The 19,262-nt window shown below is 55.5% G+C and carries 14 protein-coding genes; 6 read left to right on the top strand and 8 right to left on the bottom strand.

Annotated elements, in window-relative coordinates; genetic code table 11:
* Nucleotides 1-39: 39 nt before the first annotated feature.
* The 4 genes from GHO25_RS02645 to GHO25_RS02660 all read right to left on the bottom strand — a co-directional run bounded on the left by GHO25_RS02645 (nt 40) and on the right by GHO25_RS02660 (nt 3,163).
* On the bottom strand, nt 40-804 hold the full coding sequence (locus tag GHO25_RS02645; RefSeq protein WP_153328914.1) for an SDR family oxidoreductase: 765 nt from the start codon (nt 802-804) through the stop codon (nt 40-42).
* 24 nt (nt 805-828) lie between these two features.
* The gene (locus tag GHO25_RS02650) at nt 829-1,896 is read right to left on the bottom strand and encodes a phosphotransferase family protein (protein ID WP_153328913.1); all 1,068 of its coding nucleotides are present in this window, start codon (nt 1,894-1,896) and stop codon (nt 829-831) included.
* A gap of 186 nt (nt 1,897-2,082) precedes the next feature.
* Entirely contained in the window at nt 2,083-2,397 is a 315-nt protein-coding gene (locus GHO25_RS02655) for an SCP2 sterol-binding domain-containing protein (protein ID WP_153389828.1), read from the bottom strand.
* Between the two features lie 55 nt (nt 2,398-2,452).
* Nucleotides 2,453-3,163, bottom strand: coding sequence for a histidine phosphatase family protein (locus GHO25_RS02660; RefSeq protein WP_048371686.1), 711 nt, complete (start codon nt 3,161-3,163; stop codon nt 2,453-2,455).
* Nucleotides 3,164-3,367: 204 nt separating this feature from the next.
* On the opposite strand from GHO25_RS02660, the gene sohB reads away from it, so the two are divergent.
* Nucleotides 3,368-4,387: a protease SohB gene (sohB, locus tag GHO25_RS02665; RefSeq protein ID WP_178109952.1), complete on the top strand. Its 1,020-nt coding sequence runs from the start codon at nt 3,368-3,370 to the stop codon at nt 4,385-4,387.
* 180 nt (nt 4,388-4,567) lie between these two features.
* Nucleotides 4,568-9,685 carry an NEL-type E3 ubiquitin ligase domain-containing protein gene (locus GHO25_RS02670; protein ID WP_178109953.1) on the top strand — a complete coding sequence of 1,706 codons (5,118 nt, stop codon included), beginning with the start codon at nt 4,568-4,570 and terminating at the stop codon, nt 9,683-9,685.
* A gap of 48 nt (nt 9,686-9,733) precedes the next feature.
* On the opposite strand, the gene GHO25_RS02675 is transcribed toward GHO25_RS02670, so the two are convergent.
* The gene (locus GHO25_RS02675; protein WP_153328907.1) at nt 9,734-10,228 is read right to left on the bottom strand and encodes a DUF934 domain-containing protein; all 495 of its coding nucleotides are present in this window, start codon (nt 10,226-10,228) and stop codon (nt 9,734-9,736) included.
* On the bottom strand, nt 10,212-11,870 hold the full coding sequence (locus GHO25_RS02680; protein ID WP_153328905.1) for a nitrite/sulfite reductase: 1,659 nt from the start codon (nt 11,868-11,870) through the stop codon (nt 10,212-10,214). The genes GHO25_RS02675 and GHO25_RS02680 overlap by 17 nt, the downstream gene beginning before the upstream one ends.
* 606 nt (nt 11,871-12,476) lie before the next feature.
* On the opposite strand from GHO25_RS02680, the gene GHO25_RS02685 reads away from it, so the two are divergent.
* The gene (locus GHO25_RS02685; protein WP_153389830.1) at nt 12,477-12,725 is read left to right on the top strand and encodes a DUF465 domain-containing protein; all 249 of its coding nucleotides are present in this window, start codon (nt 12,477-12,479) and stop codon (nt 12,723-12,725) included.
* Nucleotides 12,726-12,834: 109 nt separating this feature from the next.
* A complete protein-coding gene (locus GHO25_RS02690) occupies nt 12,835-13,131 on the top strand; it encodes a putative quinol monooxygenase (protein ID WP_048371674.1) in 297 nt (98 codons plus the stop codon).
* 46 nt (nt 13,132-13,177) lie between these two features.
* On the opposite strand, the gene GHO25_RS02695 is transcribed toward GHO25_RS02690, so the two are convergent.
* On the bottom strand, nt 13,178-14,950 hold the full coding sequence (locus GHO25_RS02695) for an acyl-CoA dehydrogenase C-terminal domain-containing protein (protein WP_153389831.1): 1,773 nt from the start codon (nt 14,948-14,950) through the stop codon (nt 13,178-13,180).
* A 36-nt stretch (nt 14,951-14,986) separates the two neighbouring features.
* Complete coding sequence (locus GHO25_RS02700) at nt 14,987-16,609, bottom strand: acyl-CoA synthetase (RefSeq protein ID WP_153389832.1); 1,623 nt, start codon at nt 16,607-16,609, stop codon at nt 14,987-14,989.
* Nucleotides 16,610-16,787: 178 nt separating this feature from the next.
* Between GHO25_RS02700 and GHO25_RS02705 the strand changes: the two genes are divergently transcribed.
* Nucleotides 16,788-18,599, top strand: coding sequence for a PAS domain S-box protein (locus GHO25_RS02705; RefSeq protein WP_153389833.1), 1,812 nt, complete (start codon nt 16,788-16,790; stop codon nt 18,597-18,599).
* Nucleotides 18,600-18,602: 3 nt separating this feature from the next.
* Nucleotides 18,603-19,247: a response regulator transcription factor gene (locus tag GHO25_RS02710; RefSeq protein WP_153389834.1), complete on the top strand. Its 645-nt coding sequence runs from the start codon at nt 18,603-18,605 to the stop codon at nt 19,245-19,247.
* Nucleotides 19,248-19,262: the final 15 nt, after the last annotated feature.

The following is a 19,262-nucleotide window of genomic DNA, read 5'->3' on the forward strand; positions in this document are numbered from 1 at the left end:
CGATCGCCATCCTGCCGATCGACCTCTGGGCAAGCGTGATCAGGACAAGAACCCGCCATCTACATTCAACGATACCCCCGTGGTGTAGCTGGACGCATCGCTGGCCAAATACAGCACTGCACCGGCCATTTCGCTCGGGTTGGCCACGCGCTTGAGCGGGATCTGTTGCAAGGCGCCTTTGAGAATGGCGTCGTTCTTGACCAGTGCCGAGGCGAACTTGGTATCGGTCAGGCCCGGCAGCAGCGCATTGCAGCGGATGCCGAAACCCGCGCATTCCTTGGCAAACACCTTGGTCATGTTGATGACTGCAGCTTTTGTCATTGAGTAAATGCCCTGAAATGGCCCCGGCGAGACACCGTTGATCGAGGCCACGTTGATGATGCTGCCGCCGTGTTCGCGCATCAGCTTGCCGGCTTCAACCGACATAAAGAAGTAGCCACGAATATTCACGTCGACTGTTTTCTGGAACGCGCCCAGGTCAGTATCCAGGACGTTGCCAAACTGAGGGTTGGTCGCGGCGTTGTTGACCAGAATATCGAGGCGGCCAAACTCTTCGCGAATACGCGCAAAGGTCCGGGTGATTTGCTCCATTTCACCAATGTGGCAGGCCATGGCTGTCGCGGTGCCGCCATTGGCAATGATCGCCTCAGCCACCGGCTGGCAACCTTCGAGCTTGCGGCTCGAGACAATCACATGGGCGCCTTGCTGGGCCAGAAGCTTGGCGATGGCCTCACCAATGCCGCGACTGGCGCCGGAAACAAAGGCGATTTTGCCGTCAAGGTCGAACAATTGAGTCTTGGACATGCTGATTCCCTGTTTATCGCGGGCTTAAAGGCTGGACTGGTGGATGACCTTGAGGCTCATCTGCTCAAGCAGTGCGTTCATATGTACGAACGGTGCAAAGCGTTTGTCCTGGGTCTGGCCGTGGTAGTAGCGGTAGTAAATTTGCTGAACGATACCGGCCAGACGAAACAGCCCGTAGGTGTAGTAAAAGTCGTAATTATCGACCTGAATCCCTGATCGTTCGGCGTAGTAGTCGACGAACTCGCGGCGGGTCAACATGCCGGGGGCATTGCTGGGCTGGCGGCGCATCAGTTGGACCGGTGCCGGGTCGTCAGCTTCGATCCAGTAGGCGAGGGTATTGCCCAAATCCATCAGCGGGTCACCAATGGTCGTCAGTTCCCAGTCCAACACGCCGATGATCTGCATCGGGTTGTTCGGATCAAGGATCACGTTATCGAAGCGAAAGTCGTTATGAACAATCGCAGGGGTTGAATGGTCGGCGGGCATCTTGGCGTTCAGCCACGCCTTGACCTCCTTCCAAAGCGGAGCATCGGGGGTCAGGGCTTTTTCATAGCGATCACTCCAGCCCGATATCTGGCGCTGGACATACCCTTCTGGCTTACCCAGTTCGCCCAGACCACAGGCGGCGTAATCAACCCGATGCAACTCGACCAGTTTGTCGATAAAGCTCTTGCACAGGGTCCGGGTATCGTCGGCGCTTAACGCCAGTTCGCGCGGCAGGTCTGAGCGCAAAATGATGCCCTTGACCCGTTCCATCACATAGAACTCGGAACCGATCAGGCTGGTATCGGTGCAATGGGCATAGGCTTTGGGGCAGTACGGGAACGCGTTCTTGAGTTGGTTGAGAATGCGGAATTCTCGGCCCATATCGTGAGCCGACTTGGCTTTATGGCCGAACGGCGGGCGGCGAAGGACCAACTCGACGCCCGGGTACTCAAGCAAGTAGGTCAGGTTTGAGGCCCCACCCGGAAACTGGCTAATTGTCGGCTGCCCCGAAAGCCCCGGAATATGAGCTTTGAGATAAGAATCAATCTGGCTGGCGTCGAGCTCTTCGCCAGAACGGATACGGGTAGATGAGTCGGTAAGCGTCATGTTTATCTCTTCTGCTTATTTTTGTGACCTGACAACATTCGCTAATCTAATGCGCCGTAACCCCAAGCACAGCCTTAATAGGTACGCGTGTTAGTGAATAATCAGTGCCCTTGATTGGCATTGAGTGAAGCACAGCTAAAAAAAAACCGAAGCACGGGGCTTCGGTTTCGGAATGTTGCGTGTGGCTTACGACGGGAACAGTTCGCTCAGCTTCATGGCCAGCATCATGTCGCCTTCAGCGCGCAACTTGCCGCCCATGAATGCTTGCATGCCGTCAGTTTCGCCGCTGACGATGCCTTCCAGGGTTTCGCCGTCCATCACCAGAGTCACTTGTGCGTCCGGGTTTTCGCCTTCCAGCAGTTCGCACGTGCTCTCTTTGACTACCAGCGAGAAGTGCTTGTCTTCATCAATGCGAAAACCGAATACCAGGTCCAGGCCGGCAGCAGCGGCTGGGTTGAATTTGGCTTTCATTGCTTGAACGGCATCAGCTACAGAAGTCATGGTTCGATCCTTTTAGGGTGGGTTACGGCGACCCGCAGGTCGCGGTTGCCAACGCTCATCGGTAGGTGATCAGCGATGGCGTCTTCAACAACTGCAAATGCACATGGTTGTTGAAGGAAGCCAGGGTTACCTCACGGCCACGGTACTTGAGTTGGCTGAGCGAGGTATTGACGATTTGCCAAGTCAGCTTGAAGGCTTCGCTGGCAGGAATTTGGGTCAACAGGTGGAGCAGGGCAGTGATGCTGCCGCCGGAAGTGAACACAGCAATGTTTTGTTTATGGCCGGCGTGATCAAGCACGCGATTGAGGCCACCTTGTACGCGCTCGACAAAGGCCAGCCAGCTTTCGATCTGCGGGGTGTCATAGGTACCGCTGAGCCAGCGCGCAATAATCAGATCAAAGATGCGCTGGAACTCTTCGGGCTGTTCAGCCGCATTTTTCAGCGTGTGCAGGGCGTTCGGCTCTTGCGGCAGAATGCCTGGCAATAGCGCATCGAGAATCCCGAAAGCATCAAACTCATTAAACGCCGGGTCTATTTCCAGTGCGGGCGTGGTTAACCCGGCAGCAGTGAACTGGGCGAGGGCATGTTCGGCGGTGTGTTGCTGGCGCAGTAAATCACCCGACAGGCAGCGATCAAAGCGTATCCCCAAGTCAACCAGATGCTGACCTGTGATTTGCGCCTGACGTACACCCAGAGGCGACAGCACGTCGTAGTCGTCTGCACCGAATGAGGCCTGCCCATGTCGAATCAAATAGATGATGCCCACGTCCGCTTCCCGGCACGTTGAAAGTCTGGCGAGGTTAGGAGGATGCCGGGAGCCTGTCAATAAAAAAACATACGCTTGTTTGAATTGTCTGCAAGCACCGTCGACAAGGTGTTTCACGGCTGGCAGGCCCGGTATCACGTCGGTATGCTGGGCAGCATTACGTGGCCCTGTCCCGAGGGCTGCAAGCGTTTGTAAGGAGAGGCTGTGGAATTTCTTGCCGAATACGCCAGTTTTTTGGCTAAAACCGTCACCCTGGTGGTTGCCATTCTGGTAGTCCTGGTGACCCTGGCAGCATTGCGTGGCAGAGGTCGCAAGACTGCCGGGCAATTGCAAGTCAGCAAGATGAACGAGTTCTATAAAGGCCTGCGCGACAAGCTCGAGCAATCACTGTTGTCCAAAGATCAACTTAAGGCGTTGCGCAAGCAGCAGGCCAAGGTCGATAAAAAGCAGAAGAAACAACCGGAAGAAAAGCCACGGGTCTTCGTACTGGACTTTGAAGGCGATATCAAAGCCTCGGCAACCGAGAGCCTGCGTCATGAAATTACGGCATTGCTGACGCTGGCTACACCGGCTGACGAAGTGGTTTTGCGCCTGGAAAGCGGCGGTGGCATGGTCCATAGCTACGGTTTGGCCTCATCGCAGCTGGCGCGTATTCGTCAGGCCGGCATCCCGCTGACGATCTGCATCGACAAAGTGGCCGCCAGCGGCGGTTACATGATGGCGTGTATCGGGCAAAAAATTATCAGCTCGCCGTTCGCGATTTTAGGTTCTATCGGGGTAGTGGCGCAGTTGCCAAACGTCAACCGCCTGCTTAAAAAGCACGACATTGATTACGAAGTACTCACCGCTGGGGAGTACAAGCGCACGTTAACGGTATTCGGTGAGAACACCGAAAAAGGCCGTGAAAAGTTCCAGCAGGACCTGGATATCACTCATCAATTGTTCAAGAACTTCGTGGCCGAGTACCGCCCGCAGTTGGAGATTGATCAGATTGCCACCGGGGAAGTCTGGCTGGGTGTGGCCGCGGTGGACAAGTTGCTGGTTGATGAGTTGAAAACCAGCGATGAATACTTGTCTGAGCGTGCCAAACAAGCGCAGCTGTTTCACTTGCATTATGTTCAGCGCAAAAGCTTGCAAGAGCGAGTAGGGCTCGCTGCCAGCCACTCAGCTGAGCGCGTCGCTGATTCGTTGTGGAGCCGTTTGACCCAACAGCGTTTCTGGTAACTAGCGTCCCGGTTGCGGTTTTATTACCGCAATCGGGGGTTTGTTAAATGTGCGTTATTTATGTAGTGGTTTCCCTCGAATTGCAGTTGCATTTAAGTAGTTAGTCATCAGTTATTCCATTAAATTTATACGTGCGCTGTCTATAAGCTGAAGTCCCTACTTCTGATGAAGGCTAATGCCATGACAGATGCACGTGACTTGCCCGAAACGTCTACCGCTCAAGAGAAACCGCTGACAGCCAGCCAATGGGGCAACCTCGAAGTACAGCACCTCCATGAGGATTTAATCGCGAAACAAATACCTGCGTGGTTTAAAGACACGTCGGTGTTGATGCGTGACACGTTACGCAAGACCATGCTGGAATGGCATACGACCCAAGCCGAGATTGCCAAAGTATTTGCTGACATCAAGCCGATAGAGCAGTTTGCTGAGCCTTTGTTAAAGGCCGCCCTGGTTGCCAATGGCTGGACAACGATCAACCCCAAAAGCCATGGTTTTAAACAGGTCCGGTTGTTAAGCAATGCGGTTTTGTTTATTTCGAATCAGCAAACCAAGCTGGTTGATAGTCTGGCCAAGTTCCTGCTGCCGGAGTCATTGATACCCAGTTCGCTGGAGGTCAATCTGGTTTCCAGTACCAGCCATCATGATCTGCTACAGGCTGCTTTGCAGAATTTTGAGGTGGCTGAAACAGTCAAAGGCGGATTTGACACGGGCACTGCTATTTATGGGGTGCAAAAAAATGTGTTGGTTGATCTGCCTGAATACGAGCCCGAAAAATTTGCGCGTATTTGCCGTGAGCTCAATTTGGGCAAAAAGTATCAAGACCATTTGGGCAGTGTGTTCACGCCCGTTGATAACGCGTTTGCAATAACGGATCAACGCTCTAAAGGGTTCAAACTGAAGTCGACGTTTGTGTCAAATAAGCGACTTGAATTCGTGACGGAGTTGCAAGTGGCTTATATGAAAAGCCATGTGACGGTCGAGCACTATGATTTCATACAGGCGACACTGCTGAACCACAATGTCGCTGCGCAAACCATCCCCAACCTTCACAGCACATTAAAGCTCATGGGGTTTGAAGTCGCCGGCGTGATTATCTTATGGCCAGATAAACGTCCTGCGGGTCAAAGGCAACGCTGTATCGTGTACATGCCACAAGCGCCGCAACGGGCCTTTTATGCGTTTGATGACATCGATAAATTCAAGGTTGAACTGCGCGAATGGCTCACCCAACGTGAGTTTGCCGACTACTTTATGAAGTTGGTGCCTTTGCGCTATCGCGCCGAATTCATCAGGAGAACAGATCTTAAAAAGGTTGCCTGGGACTCTCTGTTATTACTCCGTCCCCCTATTATTTACGAGCCTGCAATCTTCAATGAATGTGAGGTGATTGCGCAGTTGAGCAACCCCTTTGAAAAGTCCTGGGAGTTACAACTGGCGCAGATTAAAGATGACGCTCGCCTTTTAGTCATACCCACTGAAGATGAAGACAGCAAGTCACGTCTTGAACGGCAGGCAGCCTTGTGGAACGCAGGGTTAAGCGCCCTGACGCTGGCATTGGGGTTTGTGCCTGTGGTAGGCGAATTCATGTTGCTGTTTGGTGTCGTTCAGTTAGGCGCCGATATCTTCGAAGGCATTGAGGCCTGGGAGCGTAACGACAAAGTGGCTGCGCTTAAGCACCTGTTTGATGTTGCGCAGAACCTTTCAATGGTCGCCGTACCAGGTGTTGCCAAGTCGTTAAGTTCATCAACTATGGTCAACCGTCTGACGCAAATTACCCGCAGTAATGGTCAAAAACGTTTGTGGAAAGCGGACCTGAAGCCCTATGAGCGTCGGCCAGAAATCTTGACCGGGCTCAAGCCTGATGCTCAAGGGCTCTACCATTTAGAGGGCGTGAAGTACCTCCAACTTGAGCAAAAGGTCTATCAAGTTCAAGGGGACGTCAGTAGGGGGTATATGTCGATTGATCCGGTACGAAACCCGGATGGCTATAGCCCCCTGCTGAGACATAACGGTAGCGGGGCCTGGACTCATGAGTTTGATGCGCCGATGCAATGGTCGCGCTTGAAGCTATTCAAGCGTCTGGGCCCTGATACAGAGCTATTTTCCGATGCGACCGCCGAGTTGATCCTGTTACTGACCGGCACAACTGAGGGGGAGTTGCGCGCGGTGTACATCGACACGCTGCCAAGTCCGCCTTTGTTGGCAGATTGCATCAAACGTATGCGATTGAGTCAGCAAATTGAGTATTTTTCGTCGCAGATGCTTAAAGGTGTGTATGCCACTTCAGATTTCGCGCCGATGCAACTTGAGCTGTTACCACAGTTGTCCGGCTGGCCAACAGGCCAGGGGCTGAGGGTGGTTGACTTACCGCGAGGAACCTTCAAGGACTTCGGTGTGAGCCCTGAAAGAGCCTATTCAAGGACGGAAATCAGTCAGGCGCGCATTAATAAGGGCGAGTTGCTTGACGCAACACTAGAGACGCTCTCTGAGACGCAGATCGAAACATTGCTGGGGGAGCCCGTAACAGGGACGCCGGCGCAGTCGTTGGTGCTGGCGCGCAAATTAGGCAGTCTGGCGCACACAAGCCAACGCACACTGGTTTCAAGCCTTTATGCAGCGGACACAGTTCTTGAGCCCGCGCTAAAAAATATCAGCAAGCAATTTCCAGGCTTGCCGGTAAATGTGCTTGAAGAATTGATCAATCATCTGACGCAGGATGAGCTGTCTGCGCTCACCTACCGTGCTCACATACCCCTGCGTGCTGCTGAGGAGGCGCGTATCTATGCGCAAAGGCTGCGTTTAAACCGTGCAATTGAAGGGATCGCTTGCCAAGCGTTGAGCAGCGCTGACAGCCAAACGTTAGCCTGGAAAACCATCGCGCAGCTGCCTGGCTGGCCAAAGAAGGTGACTATTTCAGTGCGCAGCAGCCTGAACAACGAGCAAATAAGTGTCATTGAAGGCGAGACCGGATCGTCAAGGCGCGAGATTTTTAAAAAAGGCGAACTTTATGAGTTTTCCGGGACAAGCGCGGAGCAACCGTTCACCAGCCCGGATTTGACGGCGTGCGTGTTTAAATCGCTGACGGACAACGAACGTAATGGGCTTAACTCAGGCACAACCCTGTCTTATTCAGACTTCATGTCACGCGTTGCCATGCTGGCAGCCAAGCAACGTGATAGCTCAGCAAGCGCATTGGGCATGCAACCCATAAAACCCTGGTTTAAATCCCCCATGCGCCTGGCCGATGGGCGGATGGGTTACACGTTAGGAGGCCGGTCCGGACATCAGCTCGACGCAAGCAAACCGCTGGCATTAAAAGAGTTGGTTCAAGATATTTACCCAAACATGTCGGAAACCCAGATAGGACATTATTTATACCGCTTGCAGCAAACGCCGATTCAGGCTGCCAGTGAATTGGTGAGACTTAAAGCCGAGCTGGATCTGCTGCGCAAGACGTTACAGGACTGGGAAGAAGCCAGTGTCTGGAGCTATCCGTTCAGAGGGCAGCGCACTTTGGTCTCCGTCCAAACCAAACGAGCCATGAGCCGGGCGCTGATTCGGGCCTGGCGCAGATTGAGCACGCCGGTCAGTCTGGAAGGGGCCGCAGGCTACGAACTGGATCTCAACGGTTGGCCGGTGGATGCTTTGCCGCCTCTTGAGGCGGATTTTCGGCATATCCTCTCGTTGCATCTGTCCAACACTACGAGCACCGTACCCGCGAGTTTTTTAGAGAAATTTACTGAACTGCGCCATCTTTCCCTCAACACCACACAGTTGACTGAGCTTCCGGCCTCTATAGCTACCATGCCAGAGTTGACACATTTGAATCTGCGCAACAATCAAATTGTATTGACCCCTGAAAGTGCCAACATCCTGTCGGCGAAAACAAAACTAAAAACACTGGTGCTGACCGGTAATCCATTGGGTCGCAATTTTTCAGTGCAGCATATGCCACAACTGCAGCATTTGATGCTGCGTTACACCGGGTTGAGTGAATGGCCAACAGGCATAGGCATACTGAATGACCTGCAGACGCTGGACCTGCGTAATAACTCGATCAGTTTTATTCCAAGTGCCATTTTGACCGAGTCAATGGCCTCGATTAATCGCGTGACGTCTTTGCATGACAATCCCTTGACCCCTGACTCAACCAGACGTTTAGGTCTTTACCGCGACAGCCAGCAAATTACGCTGGGCATGGTGGATGTACGTCAACATGTGTCTCGAATACAAGGGATCAAGCAATGGGCTGTTGAGCCTACTGCTGAGCAAAGCAGTGTGTGGAACGCTTTGCTGCGTGAGCCTGGCGCCGGTGATTTTTTCGCGGTCATTGAAGATCTGAGTACGTCATCGCAATTTGCCAACGCACGGGTGGATTTGACTCTGCGTGTCTGGACGCTGTTAAAAGCCGCTAACGACAGCACCCAATTGCGCAGTCGTCTATTTACTCTGGCTGGGCAGTTAAGTACCTGTGGTGACGGCATTGCAATGGTGTTTGCAGAGCTGGAGCTTGAGCATCTGGTTTTTCTGGCGGAGCACTCGGAGCAAGGTGAGAGCGCAATGCTCAAGCTGGCGCGCGGGTTGTTCCGTATCGAAATGCTCAACAAGCATGTGTTGAGCATTATCAAAGCGCGGATAGATGCCATCCATGCCACGCAGAGCGAGTACGTGCAGCAACTGCAAGAATTGGTTGATGCGACAAATCCGGATCTGGCTTCGAGGCCATTGGCGGACATGTCAGCGGTAGAGCAGCAAGGGGTTGCCTATCGCCTGGAGAGCGCAGAGGGTATGAGACTGGCAGAGCTGCTAAGCCCTGGCAGTGTAGAGCAGCAGATACGCCGTCTTGACCCGTTGGAGATCCAGATGTTTTACCACGTCAATCTGGCCAGCCCTCTGGAGTTGCCCGCCCGCCCAACCAGCATGCGCTTTGGCAATATTGCCAACGTATCAGCAACTGATCTCGATACCGCAAAGCGTTATGTGCTTGATCAAGAGCAAGTGCCGGCGCTGGTGCATTCAATTTCCGGGCAAGGATTCTGGAGCGATTACTTGCAGAAAAAAAAGCCAGAGTCGTTCACAGCCGTAATGAGCAAGTATCAAGAGATGCTGGATGAGGTGTACTCAAAGCGAGCAACGCTCAGCAGTGATGAATACCGTCAAGAGGCTGAAAGGGTGGGCAAAGAGCGCAAACAGGCCATTGCGGACGTTATAGAGCAACTGACCCAAATGGAATTGAAAACTAACGTTGTTCAAGCGCCGGTTGTTCCGGGCGAAACACCATCGCCAGACATTTAAGCGCTGCGTAAACAGCCCTGAGGCTCGCTCAGGGCTGTCACGCTGTGCTTAACGACGACGGAACAGAGGCATCGGCTCGTCGGTTGAAGACTGGTAGGTCACCGAAAAATCTTTCAGGCCTTCCAGTGCTTCATACGGGTCTTTGTCAGCGCGAATGGCAAACGCGTCAAAGCCGCAACGGTGCAGATAGAACAACTGGTCACGCAGTACATCGCCAATGGCGCGCAACTCGCCTTTGAAACCATAGCGGTCGCGCAGCAGACGGGCGTTGGAGTAGCTGCGGCCATCGGTGAAGGCCGGGAAGTTCAGGGCAATTACCTGGAAGTGCTCAACATCCTGGCCAATCTCTTCGGCTTCTTCATCACTGTCCAGCCACACACCCAGGCCGCCGTCACGGGCTTTTAGGGCGTGAGCATGCTCGCGCCACAATGCCAGCGGAACGATCAGGTCGTCACAGTTGGAAATACCGTCGAAGGTCGCGTCCTTTGGCAGCAAGTGCCAGGTTTCGTCGATAACCTCGTTGTTCTTAATTATTCGCTGCATAGACGCGCTCCTTGAAAGGGTCGATGCCGATACGTTGGTAAGTGTCGATAAAACGCTCATCTTCATTGCGTTTTTCAACATAGACGTCGATCAGCTTTTCAATCACATCCGGCATGTCATCTTGTGCGAACGATGGGCCAAGGATCTTGCCCAGGCTGGCATCACGGCTGGCGTTGCCACCCAGTGACACCTGGTAGAACTCAGCGCCTTTCTTGTCCACGCCCAAAATACCGATATGACCGACGTGGTGGTGACCACAGGCGTTCATGCAACCGGAAATATTGAGGTCCAGCTCACCGATGTCGAACAGGTAGTCCAGGTCTTCAAAACGGCGCTGGATCGATTCGGCAATCGGGATCGACTTGGCGTTGGCCAGCGAGCAGAAGTCACCGCCCGGGCAGCAGATCATGTCGGTCAGCAAACCAATGTTCGGCGTGGCGAATCCTTGTTCGCGCAACTCGCCCCACATGGTGAACAACTGGCCTTCTTCAACATCGGCCAGGATGATGTTCTGCTCATGGGAGGTGCGCAACTGCCCGAAGCTGTAGCGGTCGGCCATATCGGCAATCGCGTCCCACTGCTTGTCGGTCACGTCACCCGGCGCAACACCGGTGGGTTTCAACGACAGGGTAACGGCAACATAACCCGGCTTTTTGTGGGCCAGGGTGTTGCGGCTGCGCCAGCGGGCAAAGCCTGGATGCTGCTTGTCCAGCTCGGCCAGTTCAGCGCCGAAGTCAGGCAGGGCTTTATAAGCCGGGTCAACGAAGTGTTTGGCAATCCGTTGAACTTCCGCTTCGGTCAGCGTGGTCGAGCCGCCACGCAGGTGAACCATTTCGGCCTCAACGCGTTCAGCGAAGACTTCAGGCGTCAGGGCTTTTACCAGGATCTTGATCCGGGCCTTGTACTTGTTGTCACGACGGCCATAGCGGTTGTAAACACGCAGGATGGCTTCGAGGTAGCTCAGCAAGTCTTGCCACGGCAGGAATTCATTAATGAATGCGCCAACCACCGGCGTACGGCCCAGGCCGCCACCCACGAGTACACGGAAGCCCAGCTCACCCGCTTCGTTGAACACAGGCTCCAGGCCGATGTCGTGAACTTCGATGGCGGCACGGTCAGACGCCGAGCCATTGATCGCAATTTTGAACTTGCGTGGCAGGTAGGCGAATTCCGGGTGGAAGGTGGTCCACTGACGAACGATTTCGCACCATGGGCGCGAGTCAATCAGTTCATCCGCCGCCACACCGGCGAACTGGTCGGTGGTGACGTTACGCAGGCAGTTACCGCTGGTCTGGATGGCATGCATTTGCACGGTCGCCAGTTCTTCCAGAATATCGGGCACGTCTTCGAGAGCCGGCCAGTTGAACTGTACGTTCTGGCGGGTACTAATGTGGGCGTAGCCTTTGTCGTAATCGCGGGCAATCTTTGCCATCATTCGCGCTTGACGCGAAGTCAACTGGCCATACGGCACGGCAACCCGCAGCATTGGGGCAAAACGCTGGACATAAAGGCCATTTTGCAGGCGCAGAGGGCGGAACTCTTCTTCGCTCAGCTCCCCTGCCAGGTAGCGTCGGGTTTGATCTCGGAACTGCTTTACGCGGTCCTCGATGATCCGCTGATCGTACTCGTCATATACGTACATATAGGTCCTGTTCTCAGGCTGCTTACAGCTTATCTGCGCGCACGGCCGCGCACTCCCCACGGAGCGGTCGCAAGATACCAGTTTGTAGTTATGCGCAAAAGTGATGTTTAAGCATATGCAAAGAACCAAAGCGACTATAAGAGGCTGATTCTCAATCACTTACTTGTACAAAGGGTATTACAGGTCTTTACTTAGAGACATTCTTCTAAGCATTCACCCATAAAACCGAAAAAAGGCGATGCGATGAGAACTCAAATGAAAGTGCGTAAAACCAGCAGCAAAGTCGATGCGTGGGCCATTCTTTTCCTGGTCATCCTGGTAGCGGCCGCAGCGCTATTCTGGAGCAGCCATTCATAAACGGTGCCTCCTGGGCCATCAAGTATCTTCAGTATCCCCCAATCGGTTTCCTCTCCTTCGGGAGAGGACAGTGTGGGGGCTATTGCTTTATGTACACATTCATTGCTAGCTGACAGAAAGACAAGCGCGGCTTTCTCACTGCCCGGATGCGTGCTATTGCTGTAGTGGGTTCATCACGGATGGAACCTTTTGCGCAGGCTCATCCTCAGAGTCTGAAACCGTCACCGAAACGTTCAATGAGGTGCATCTATGCCAGTCAAACATGATTTGCCATTGGATTTGGGCTTCTCCAAAGAGGCTCTCGACACGCTTAAAGGTCAAGACCCGCACTTGGCTGCGTTAATTGAGAAGTACGCAGTGGCTGACAAGCAGGTGGTAGAGGCCGAGGCGCCCAGTGCGCTGGGTGTGACTGATGAAGTGTTACTGGCGCTCAAGGAGAAGCGGCTGAAAATCAAGGATGACATCGTAAGCCGTCTGGCCAGCCAGGCGGCCCGCTAATCCTTTGAAGGTGTTCTTGGCAGCCAATTTTTTGCACGCTGCAGATGTTTCTGTCTCTGTGCCGTAGTAGGGTTGGCGTGTTCAAGAACACCACTCCCAGGAAGCCGAAATGTCCAACATCATCAAAATCGTTGCTGTATTGCGCGCCAAGGCCGGTCAAGAAGAGACCGTCAAACAAGCGCTGCTGGCGTGTGTGGAAGGCTCACGCAAAGAAGAAGGCTGCACGTTCTACGATCTGCATATTGACCGTACCGATCCGCAGCGCTTTGTGTTTATCGAAGGCTGGAAAGATCTGGCGGCCATCGAGCACCACAAAACAACGCCACACTATTTAGCAATGGCCAAGGCCGTTGCGGACTTGCTGGAGCACCGTGAGGTGCTGGTGCTGGATGAATTGAGTCTCTAACCCGTAAACGGCGGCCTCGAAAGGGCCGCCGTTTAAAGTGGGCCTCTTAAAAGCTCGCAGCGTCCAGCTCATATAAAGATTCGCTGCCCGCGCGTATCGACTGTTCCAGACTGTCGATGCGTGGCAAAAGCCGCTTGAAATAGAACCTCGCCGTGGCCAGTTTCGCCGTATAGAACGCCGGATCCGCCTCAAGGGAACCCTGGGCAACATCTGCCATGCGTGCCCACAACCAGGCGTATGCCACATAGCCAAAGACCTGCAGATACTCAACCGAAGCTGCGCCGATTTCATTGGGGTTGAGCTTGGCCTGCGCTTGCAGCCAGTCGCTCAAGTCTTCGAGCCGTTGCACCGCTTGTAAGAGTTCGTGCTGGTAAGGCTTGCCCGGTTGAGCGGCAAACTCGCGGATCTGCGCGGTAAACAAACGCAGCGCTACGCCGCCATTGGCAATGACCTTACGGCCCAGCAAGTCCAGCGCCTGAATACCATTAGTGCCTTCGTAAATTTGCGCGATGCGGACATCGCGCACCAATTGTTCTTGCCCCCATTCACGTATGTAACCGTGGCCCCCGAACACTTGCTGGCCCAGCACACAGCTGTCGAGCCCTGTGTCAGTGAAAAAGGCCTTGGCCACCGGCGTCAGTAAAGCCACCAGCGCTGCGGCGTTCTGCTGCTCTTGCGCATCGGTTGAGTACTTGCTCAGGTCCAGTTGCTGGCCGACATAGCTGGCAAACGCGCGACCGCCTTCGGTCATGGCCTTCATGCTCAGCAGCATGCGCCGTACATCAGGGTGAACAATGATCGGGTCGGCCATTTTCTCGGGCGCTACTGCACCGGTCGGCGCCCGGCTTTGCAGGCGTTCGCGAGCGTAGGTACGGGCGTTTTGGTATGAGGTTTCGGCACAACCGATGCCCTGAATACCGATGGACAGGCGCTCGTAGTTCATCATCGTGAACATGGCCGCCAGGCCCTTGTTGGCTTCGCCGATCAACCAGCCTTTGGCGCCGTCAAAGTTGATCACGCAGGTCGCAGACGCCTTGATGCCCATTTTGTGTTCGATAGAACCGCAGCTCACGGCATTGGCGTGAGCCAGCATGCCGTCGGCATTGACCAGCACCTTGGGCACCAGGAACAGCGAAATACCACGCGGCCCGGCCGGCGCGTCCGGCAGTTTGGCGAGGACCAGATGGACAATGTTCTCGGTCAGGTCCTGATCGCCACCGGTGATGAAAATCTTGCTGCCACTGAGGCTGAAGCTGCCGTCGGCCCGGGGTTCGGCACGGGTGCGGATAAGCCCCAGATCGGTGCCGGAATGGGCTTCGGTGAGGCACATCGAGCCTGCCCAGCGACCTTCATACATCGGCGGCAGGTACGTTTCTTTAAGCGTCGTGCTGGCGTGAGCGTCAATGGCCAGGCAGGCGCCGGTTGTCAGCGCCGAATACAGGGCAAAACTGGAGTTGGCGGCGTAGAGCATTTCTTCAAATTGCACGGCGAGCATCTTGGGCATGCCCAGCCCGCCAAAGTCCGGGTTGCCTGACAGGCCGACCCAGCCACCCTCAATATAGGTGTCATAGGCCGCCTTGAACCCTTGTGGCGTGCTGACCTTGCCCGCGTGCCATTGCGCACCTTCTTCGTCGCCACTGCGGTTAAGAGGGGCGATCAATTGGCTGGTGACTTTGGCCGCTTCTTGCAAGATCGCATCAGCAGTGTCGGCATCAACGTGCTCGGCCAGAGCGGGCAGGCGCGCCCAAAGTGCTGGCGCTTGAAATACTTCGTGCAGCACAAAGCGCATGTCACGCAGCGGGGCATTGAATTCAGGCATCACAAAACCTCGTCAAACATTTACACAAATGGAGGGTTACAAGGCTTTGGCCATGTCACGCAGTACGTATTTCTGGACTTTGCCGGTGGAGGTCTTGGGCAGAAGGGTGAAGACCACGGTACGCGGGACTTTGAACCCGGCCAGATGCTCGCGGCAAAAGGTGATGATGTCGGCTTCACGCACCTGCTGGTGGTCGGCCTTCAGGGTGATGAACGCGCAAGGGGTTTCGCCCCATTTTTCATCTGGGCGCGCCACCACGGCCGCTTCCATGACGCCTGGATGACGATACAAGACCCCTTCAACTTCGATGGTGGAGATGTTTTCGCCACCGGAGATGATGATGTCTTTGAGGCGGTCGCGGATTTCCACATAACCGTCCGGGTGGCACACGGCCAGGTCACCGGTGTGGAACCAGCCGCCTTCAAACGCCTCTGCGCTGGCGCTGGGGTTTTTCAGGTAACCCTTCATCACCGTGTTGCCGCGCATGAATATCTCGCCCATGGATTCGCCGTCACGCGGGGTCGGCTTCAGGGTTTTCGGGTCGGCCACCATCACGCCTTCCAGCGTGGGGTAGCGCACGCCCTGGCGAGATTTGATCTGGGCGCGCTCGGCCAGGGTGTGTTCGTCCCATTTGTCATGCCAGGCACAGATGGTCACCGGGCCATAGACCTCGGTCAGGCCATACACGTGGGTGACTTTGATGCCCATTTCTTCCACGGCCCCAATCACTTTGGCCGGAGGTGCCGCGCCTGCGACCATGGCGTTCACCGGGTGATCAATAGCTGCCTTGGCTGAATCCGGCATGTTCACCAGTGCATTGAGCACAATCGGTGCGCCGCACAGGTGGGTGACCTGGTGTTCACGAATCAAGGTAAGGATTTTTTGCGGGTCGACCCGGCGCAAGAACACATGCACCCCGGCCAGCGCGGTGATGATCCAGGGGTAGCACCAGCCGTTGCAGTGGAACATCGGCAGGGTCCACAGGTACACCGGGTGATTGCCGATGGCCCAGACCATTTGGTTGCCCAAGGAGTTGAGATAAGCGCCCCGGTGGTGATAGACCACACCTTTGGGGTTGCCGGTGGTGCCTGAGGTGTAGTTGAGCGCAATGGCTTGCCATTCATCTGCGGGCCATTGCCAGTCGTAGTCCGGGTCACCCTCGGCAAGTACCGCTTCGTAATCCAGCGCGCTGACTGGCTGGCCTTCACCGTACTCGGGGTCATCCACGTCGATGATCAACGGCGGATGATCAAGCATGGCCACCGCCGCGTGGATCACTTCATGGAATTCGCGGTCGGCAACCAGTACCTTGGCCTCGCCATGGGCAAGCATGAAGGCGATGGCTTCGGCGTCGAGGCGCACATTCAGGGCATTGAGCACGGCACCGACCATGGGCACGGCAAAATGCACTTCGAGCATGGCCGGAATATTGGGCAACATCACGGCGACGGTATCGTTCTTACCGATCCCGCGCCCGGCCAGCGCGCAGGCCAAACGACGGCAACGGCTGTAGGTTTGCGCCCAAGTGCGGCGAATGGAACCGTGGATAACGGCGGGGTAGTCGGGGTAGACGCTGGCGGTGCGCTCGATAAAACTCAGAGGCGACAGGGCAATATGGTTGACGGCAGTAGGCTCAAGGCCCTGCTCAAAAATCGACATGATGGTCATTCCGGTGGCTGATTGTTAGCTCTAATGGCTGCCCGCTCTCATGCTGTCGAGAGGGTCAGTTTTATGTCCGGTCTGAGTTATAGCTCAGTTTGTGTTTGATATGGAAGTAATACCTAAGCAATATAGTATTTGTTCTATATTGAAACGCGACTTAACCCACGGATGCCCCATGCCTGTTTCGCTGCTCACCAATGACCCGCAACCTTCAGTAGTCCTTGACGCCGCTGGCGCGCCGTTGGCGGTCAATCCGGCACTGTCACGGCTGCTGGCAGGCAAACCGCTGGCAGCCGTGCGCCCGTTGCTGCCGGGCAATATCGACGAGCTGGTTCGCGCCTGTTTGCAACAAGAACGGGCGATTGAGCAGGTGCAGGCGGAGTTTGCCGAACACCTGTGGCTGTGGACACTGATACCGGTACCTGAAAGCCAATGTGTCGTGGCCCGTGGCCGGGAAGCGAGTGCCGAACTGCTGGCCGGGCGTGAAGCCGCCAAGGCCCGGCGCCTGTACCGGCTGATTACCGAGAACACCACCGACCTTATCTCACGGCATACCCCGGACGGGCGTTTTCTCGATGCCTCGCCAGCGTCCTGGACGTTGCTCGGCTACTGGCCCGAGCAATTGCGCGGCAGCCGGGCCCAGCGTTTGTTTCACCCGCATGATCTGGCCCAAGTGTTGCGTCAGGCCCGTGATGCACTTGAGCTCGATGGTTACCACACCATGACCTACCGGATTCGCCATCAGGCCGGGCATTACCTGTGGTTTGAAACCGCCAGCCGGGCGATTCGCGAAACCTATACCGGCGTTGTGGTTGAGGTGGTCAGCGTGTCGCGAGACATCACCGCGCGCATTCAGGCAGAAGAAAACAAGCGGCGCCTGGCTGAGGTGGTCGAGGTTAATCCTGACCCGGTGTTGTTTATTGATCCGGCGGGCGGGGTGTCTTATCTCAACCCGGCGGCCAAGCGAATTCTCGGTTTATCGTGTGGGAAAAGTGTTATTTCGCTGGCGGATTTTTTAAGCGCTGGCGATCTGGCGCAACTGCAGTCTGTGGGCTGGCGCAGTGCTGAAGAACACGGCTTGTGGAGCAGTGAGGCCCGTCTGCAGCCGTTGAATGGCGAACCCTCGGTGCCGGTGTCTTTATTGCTGCTGGCCCATCGCGCCACCTCGGGTGAACGGTTTTTCTCACTGGTGGCCCGTGACATGCGCGAGCGCGAACTGCGTGAAGCCCAGCAGCGTCATCATCAGGACGAACTGGCCCATACCGCCCGGCTGGTGACCCTGGGGGAGCTGGCATCCGGCATTGCCCACGAAATCAACCAGCCGCTGGCCGCAGTGATGAATTATGCGAATGCCAGCCAGCGTTATCTGCAAAACCTGGGCACCACCCCCGAGGCTGCATCCCGTGTCGCTCAAGGGTTGGAACGAATTACCCTGCATGCCGGCCATGCCTCGCAAGTGATCAAGCGTTTGCGCGGTTTTTTACGCAAGGGGCGGCGCACGTTACAAGCGCTGGACGTCAGTGAAGTGGTGCGCCAAGCGGTCAACCTGTGCGCGTGGGAAGCCCGTGAGCGACAAGTGACAATTGAACAGGAGTTACCGGCCATTCTGCCGCTTGTGTATGCCGACCGGGTGTTGCTGGAACAGGTGTTGCTCAACCTGTTGCGCAATGCCATAGACGCCAATTGCGAGCAGCAGCCGGGGCAGCCTTCACGCATCCGTATAAGCGTGCAGGTAGTGCGGGCGGGCGGGTTAAGCATCAGCGTCGAGGATCAGGGCCCAGGCGTCACGGCCGAGCAATTTGAGCAACTGTTCACCCCGTTTTATACCAGCAAGGCCGAAGGGCTGGGGCTGGGTTTATCGATGAGCCGCAGTATCATTGAGGGCCTGGGCGGCGAGCTTGACGCCGAGCCGCAACCCCACGGGCTGCGCATGTGCTGCCGCCTGCCACTGATGGCCGTCACCCCACAACAAGAAGAGAGCAATTAAGCCATGACAACCCCGCAGCACCACGTGGTCTACCTCGTCGATGACGATCAGGGCATGCTCGATTCAACCGTCTGGTTATTGGAGTCGGTCGGCCTGAATGCAGTGCCCTTCACCAGTGGTCAGGCTTTTTTGCACGCCGTGGATCCGGCCCTTAACGCCTGTGTAGTACTGGATATCCGCATGCCCGCCATGGGTGGCCTGAATGTGCAGCAAGCGTTACAGGAACGCGGGTTAACCCTGCCTGTGATTTTTGTCAGTGGCCACGCCGATGTGCCTATTGTGGTTCGTGCGTTCAAGGCGGGCGCCCATGATTTTATCGAGAAACCCTACAACCAGCAGTTGCTGCTCGACAGTGTGCAACAGGCCTTGAGCAGCGGTAATGCGCGGCAAAGTGCCAGTCAGGAGTTAACGGAGCTAGAGGCCCGCTTGCTCAGCCTGACACCCCGCGAGCGCGATGTGTTGTTGCCGCTGGTCAAGGGCTACACCACCCGTGAAATCGCTGAGCAATTGGCAGTGAGTGTAAAAACCATCGACCTGTATCGCGCCCGCGTGATGAAGCGCATGCAGGCCGAGCACTTGCCTGACTTGGTGGGCATGGCGATAGCAGCGGGGCTGGTGGATCCACTTAAACTGCGGGCAACGCTGTAAAGCTTGCCTTGCGAT

It is taken from the genome of Pseudomonas sp. FSL R10-1350, assembly GCF_009600525.1.
Lineage (GTDB): Bacteria > Pseudomonadota > Gammaproteobacteria > Pseudomonadales > Pseudomonadaceae > Aquipseudomonas > Aquipseudomonas helleri.

Excerpts from the sequence above, each read along its gene's own strand:
- GHO25_RS02645 (WP_153328914.1), bottom strand. The coding sequence starts at position 804 with ATGTCCAAGACTCAATTGTTCGACCTTGACGGCAAAATCGCCTTTGTT.
- GHO25_RS02650 (WP_153328913.1), bottom strand. The coding sequence starts at position 1,896 with ATGACGCTTACCGACTCATCTACCCGTATCCGTTCTGGCGAAGAGCTC.
- GHO25_RS02655 (WP_153389828.1), bottom strand. The coding sequence starts at position 2,397 with ATGACTTCTGTAGCTGATGCCGTTCAAGCAATGAAAGCCAAATTCAAC.
- GHO25_RS02670 (WP_178109953.1), top strand. The coding sequence starts at position 4,568 with ATGACAGATGCACGTGACTTGCCCGAAACGTCTACCGCTCAAGAGAAA.
- GHO25_RS02675 (WP_153328907.1), bottom strand. The coding sequence starts at position 10,228 with ATGCAGCGAATAATTAAGAACAACGAGGTTATCGACGAAACCTGGCAC.
- GHO25_RS02680 (WP_153328905.1), bottom strand. The coding sequence starts at position 11,870 with ATGTACGTATATGACGAGTACGATCAGCGGATCATCGAGGACCGCGTA.
- GHO25_RS02685 (WP_153389830.1), top strand. The coding sequence starts at position 12,477 with ATGCCAGTCAAACATGATTTGCCATTGGATTTGGGCTTCTCCAAAGAG.
- GHO25_RS02690 (WP_048371674.1), top strand. The coding sequence starts at position 12,835 with ATGTCCAACATCATCAAAATCGTTGCTGTATTGCGCGCCAAGGCCGGT.
- GHO25_RS02695 (WP_153389831.1), bottom strand. The coding sequence starts at position 14,950 with ATGCCTGAATTCAATGCCCCGCTGCGTGACATGCGCTTTGTGCTGCAC.
- GHO25_RS02700 (WP_153389832.1), bottom strand. The coding sequence starts at position 16,609 with ATGTCGATTTTTGAGCAGGGCCTTGAGCCTACTGCCGTCAACCATATT.
- GHO25_RS02705 (WP_153389833.1), top strand. The coding sequence starts at position 16,788 with ATGCCTGTTTCGCTGCTCACCAATGACCCGCAACCTTCAGTAGTCCTT.
- GHO25_RS02710 (WP_153389834.1), top strand. The coding sequence starts at position 18,603 with ATGACAACCCCGCAGCACCACGTGGTCTACCTCGTCGATGACGATCAG.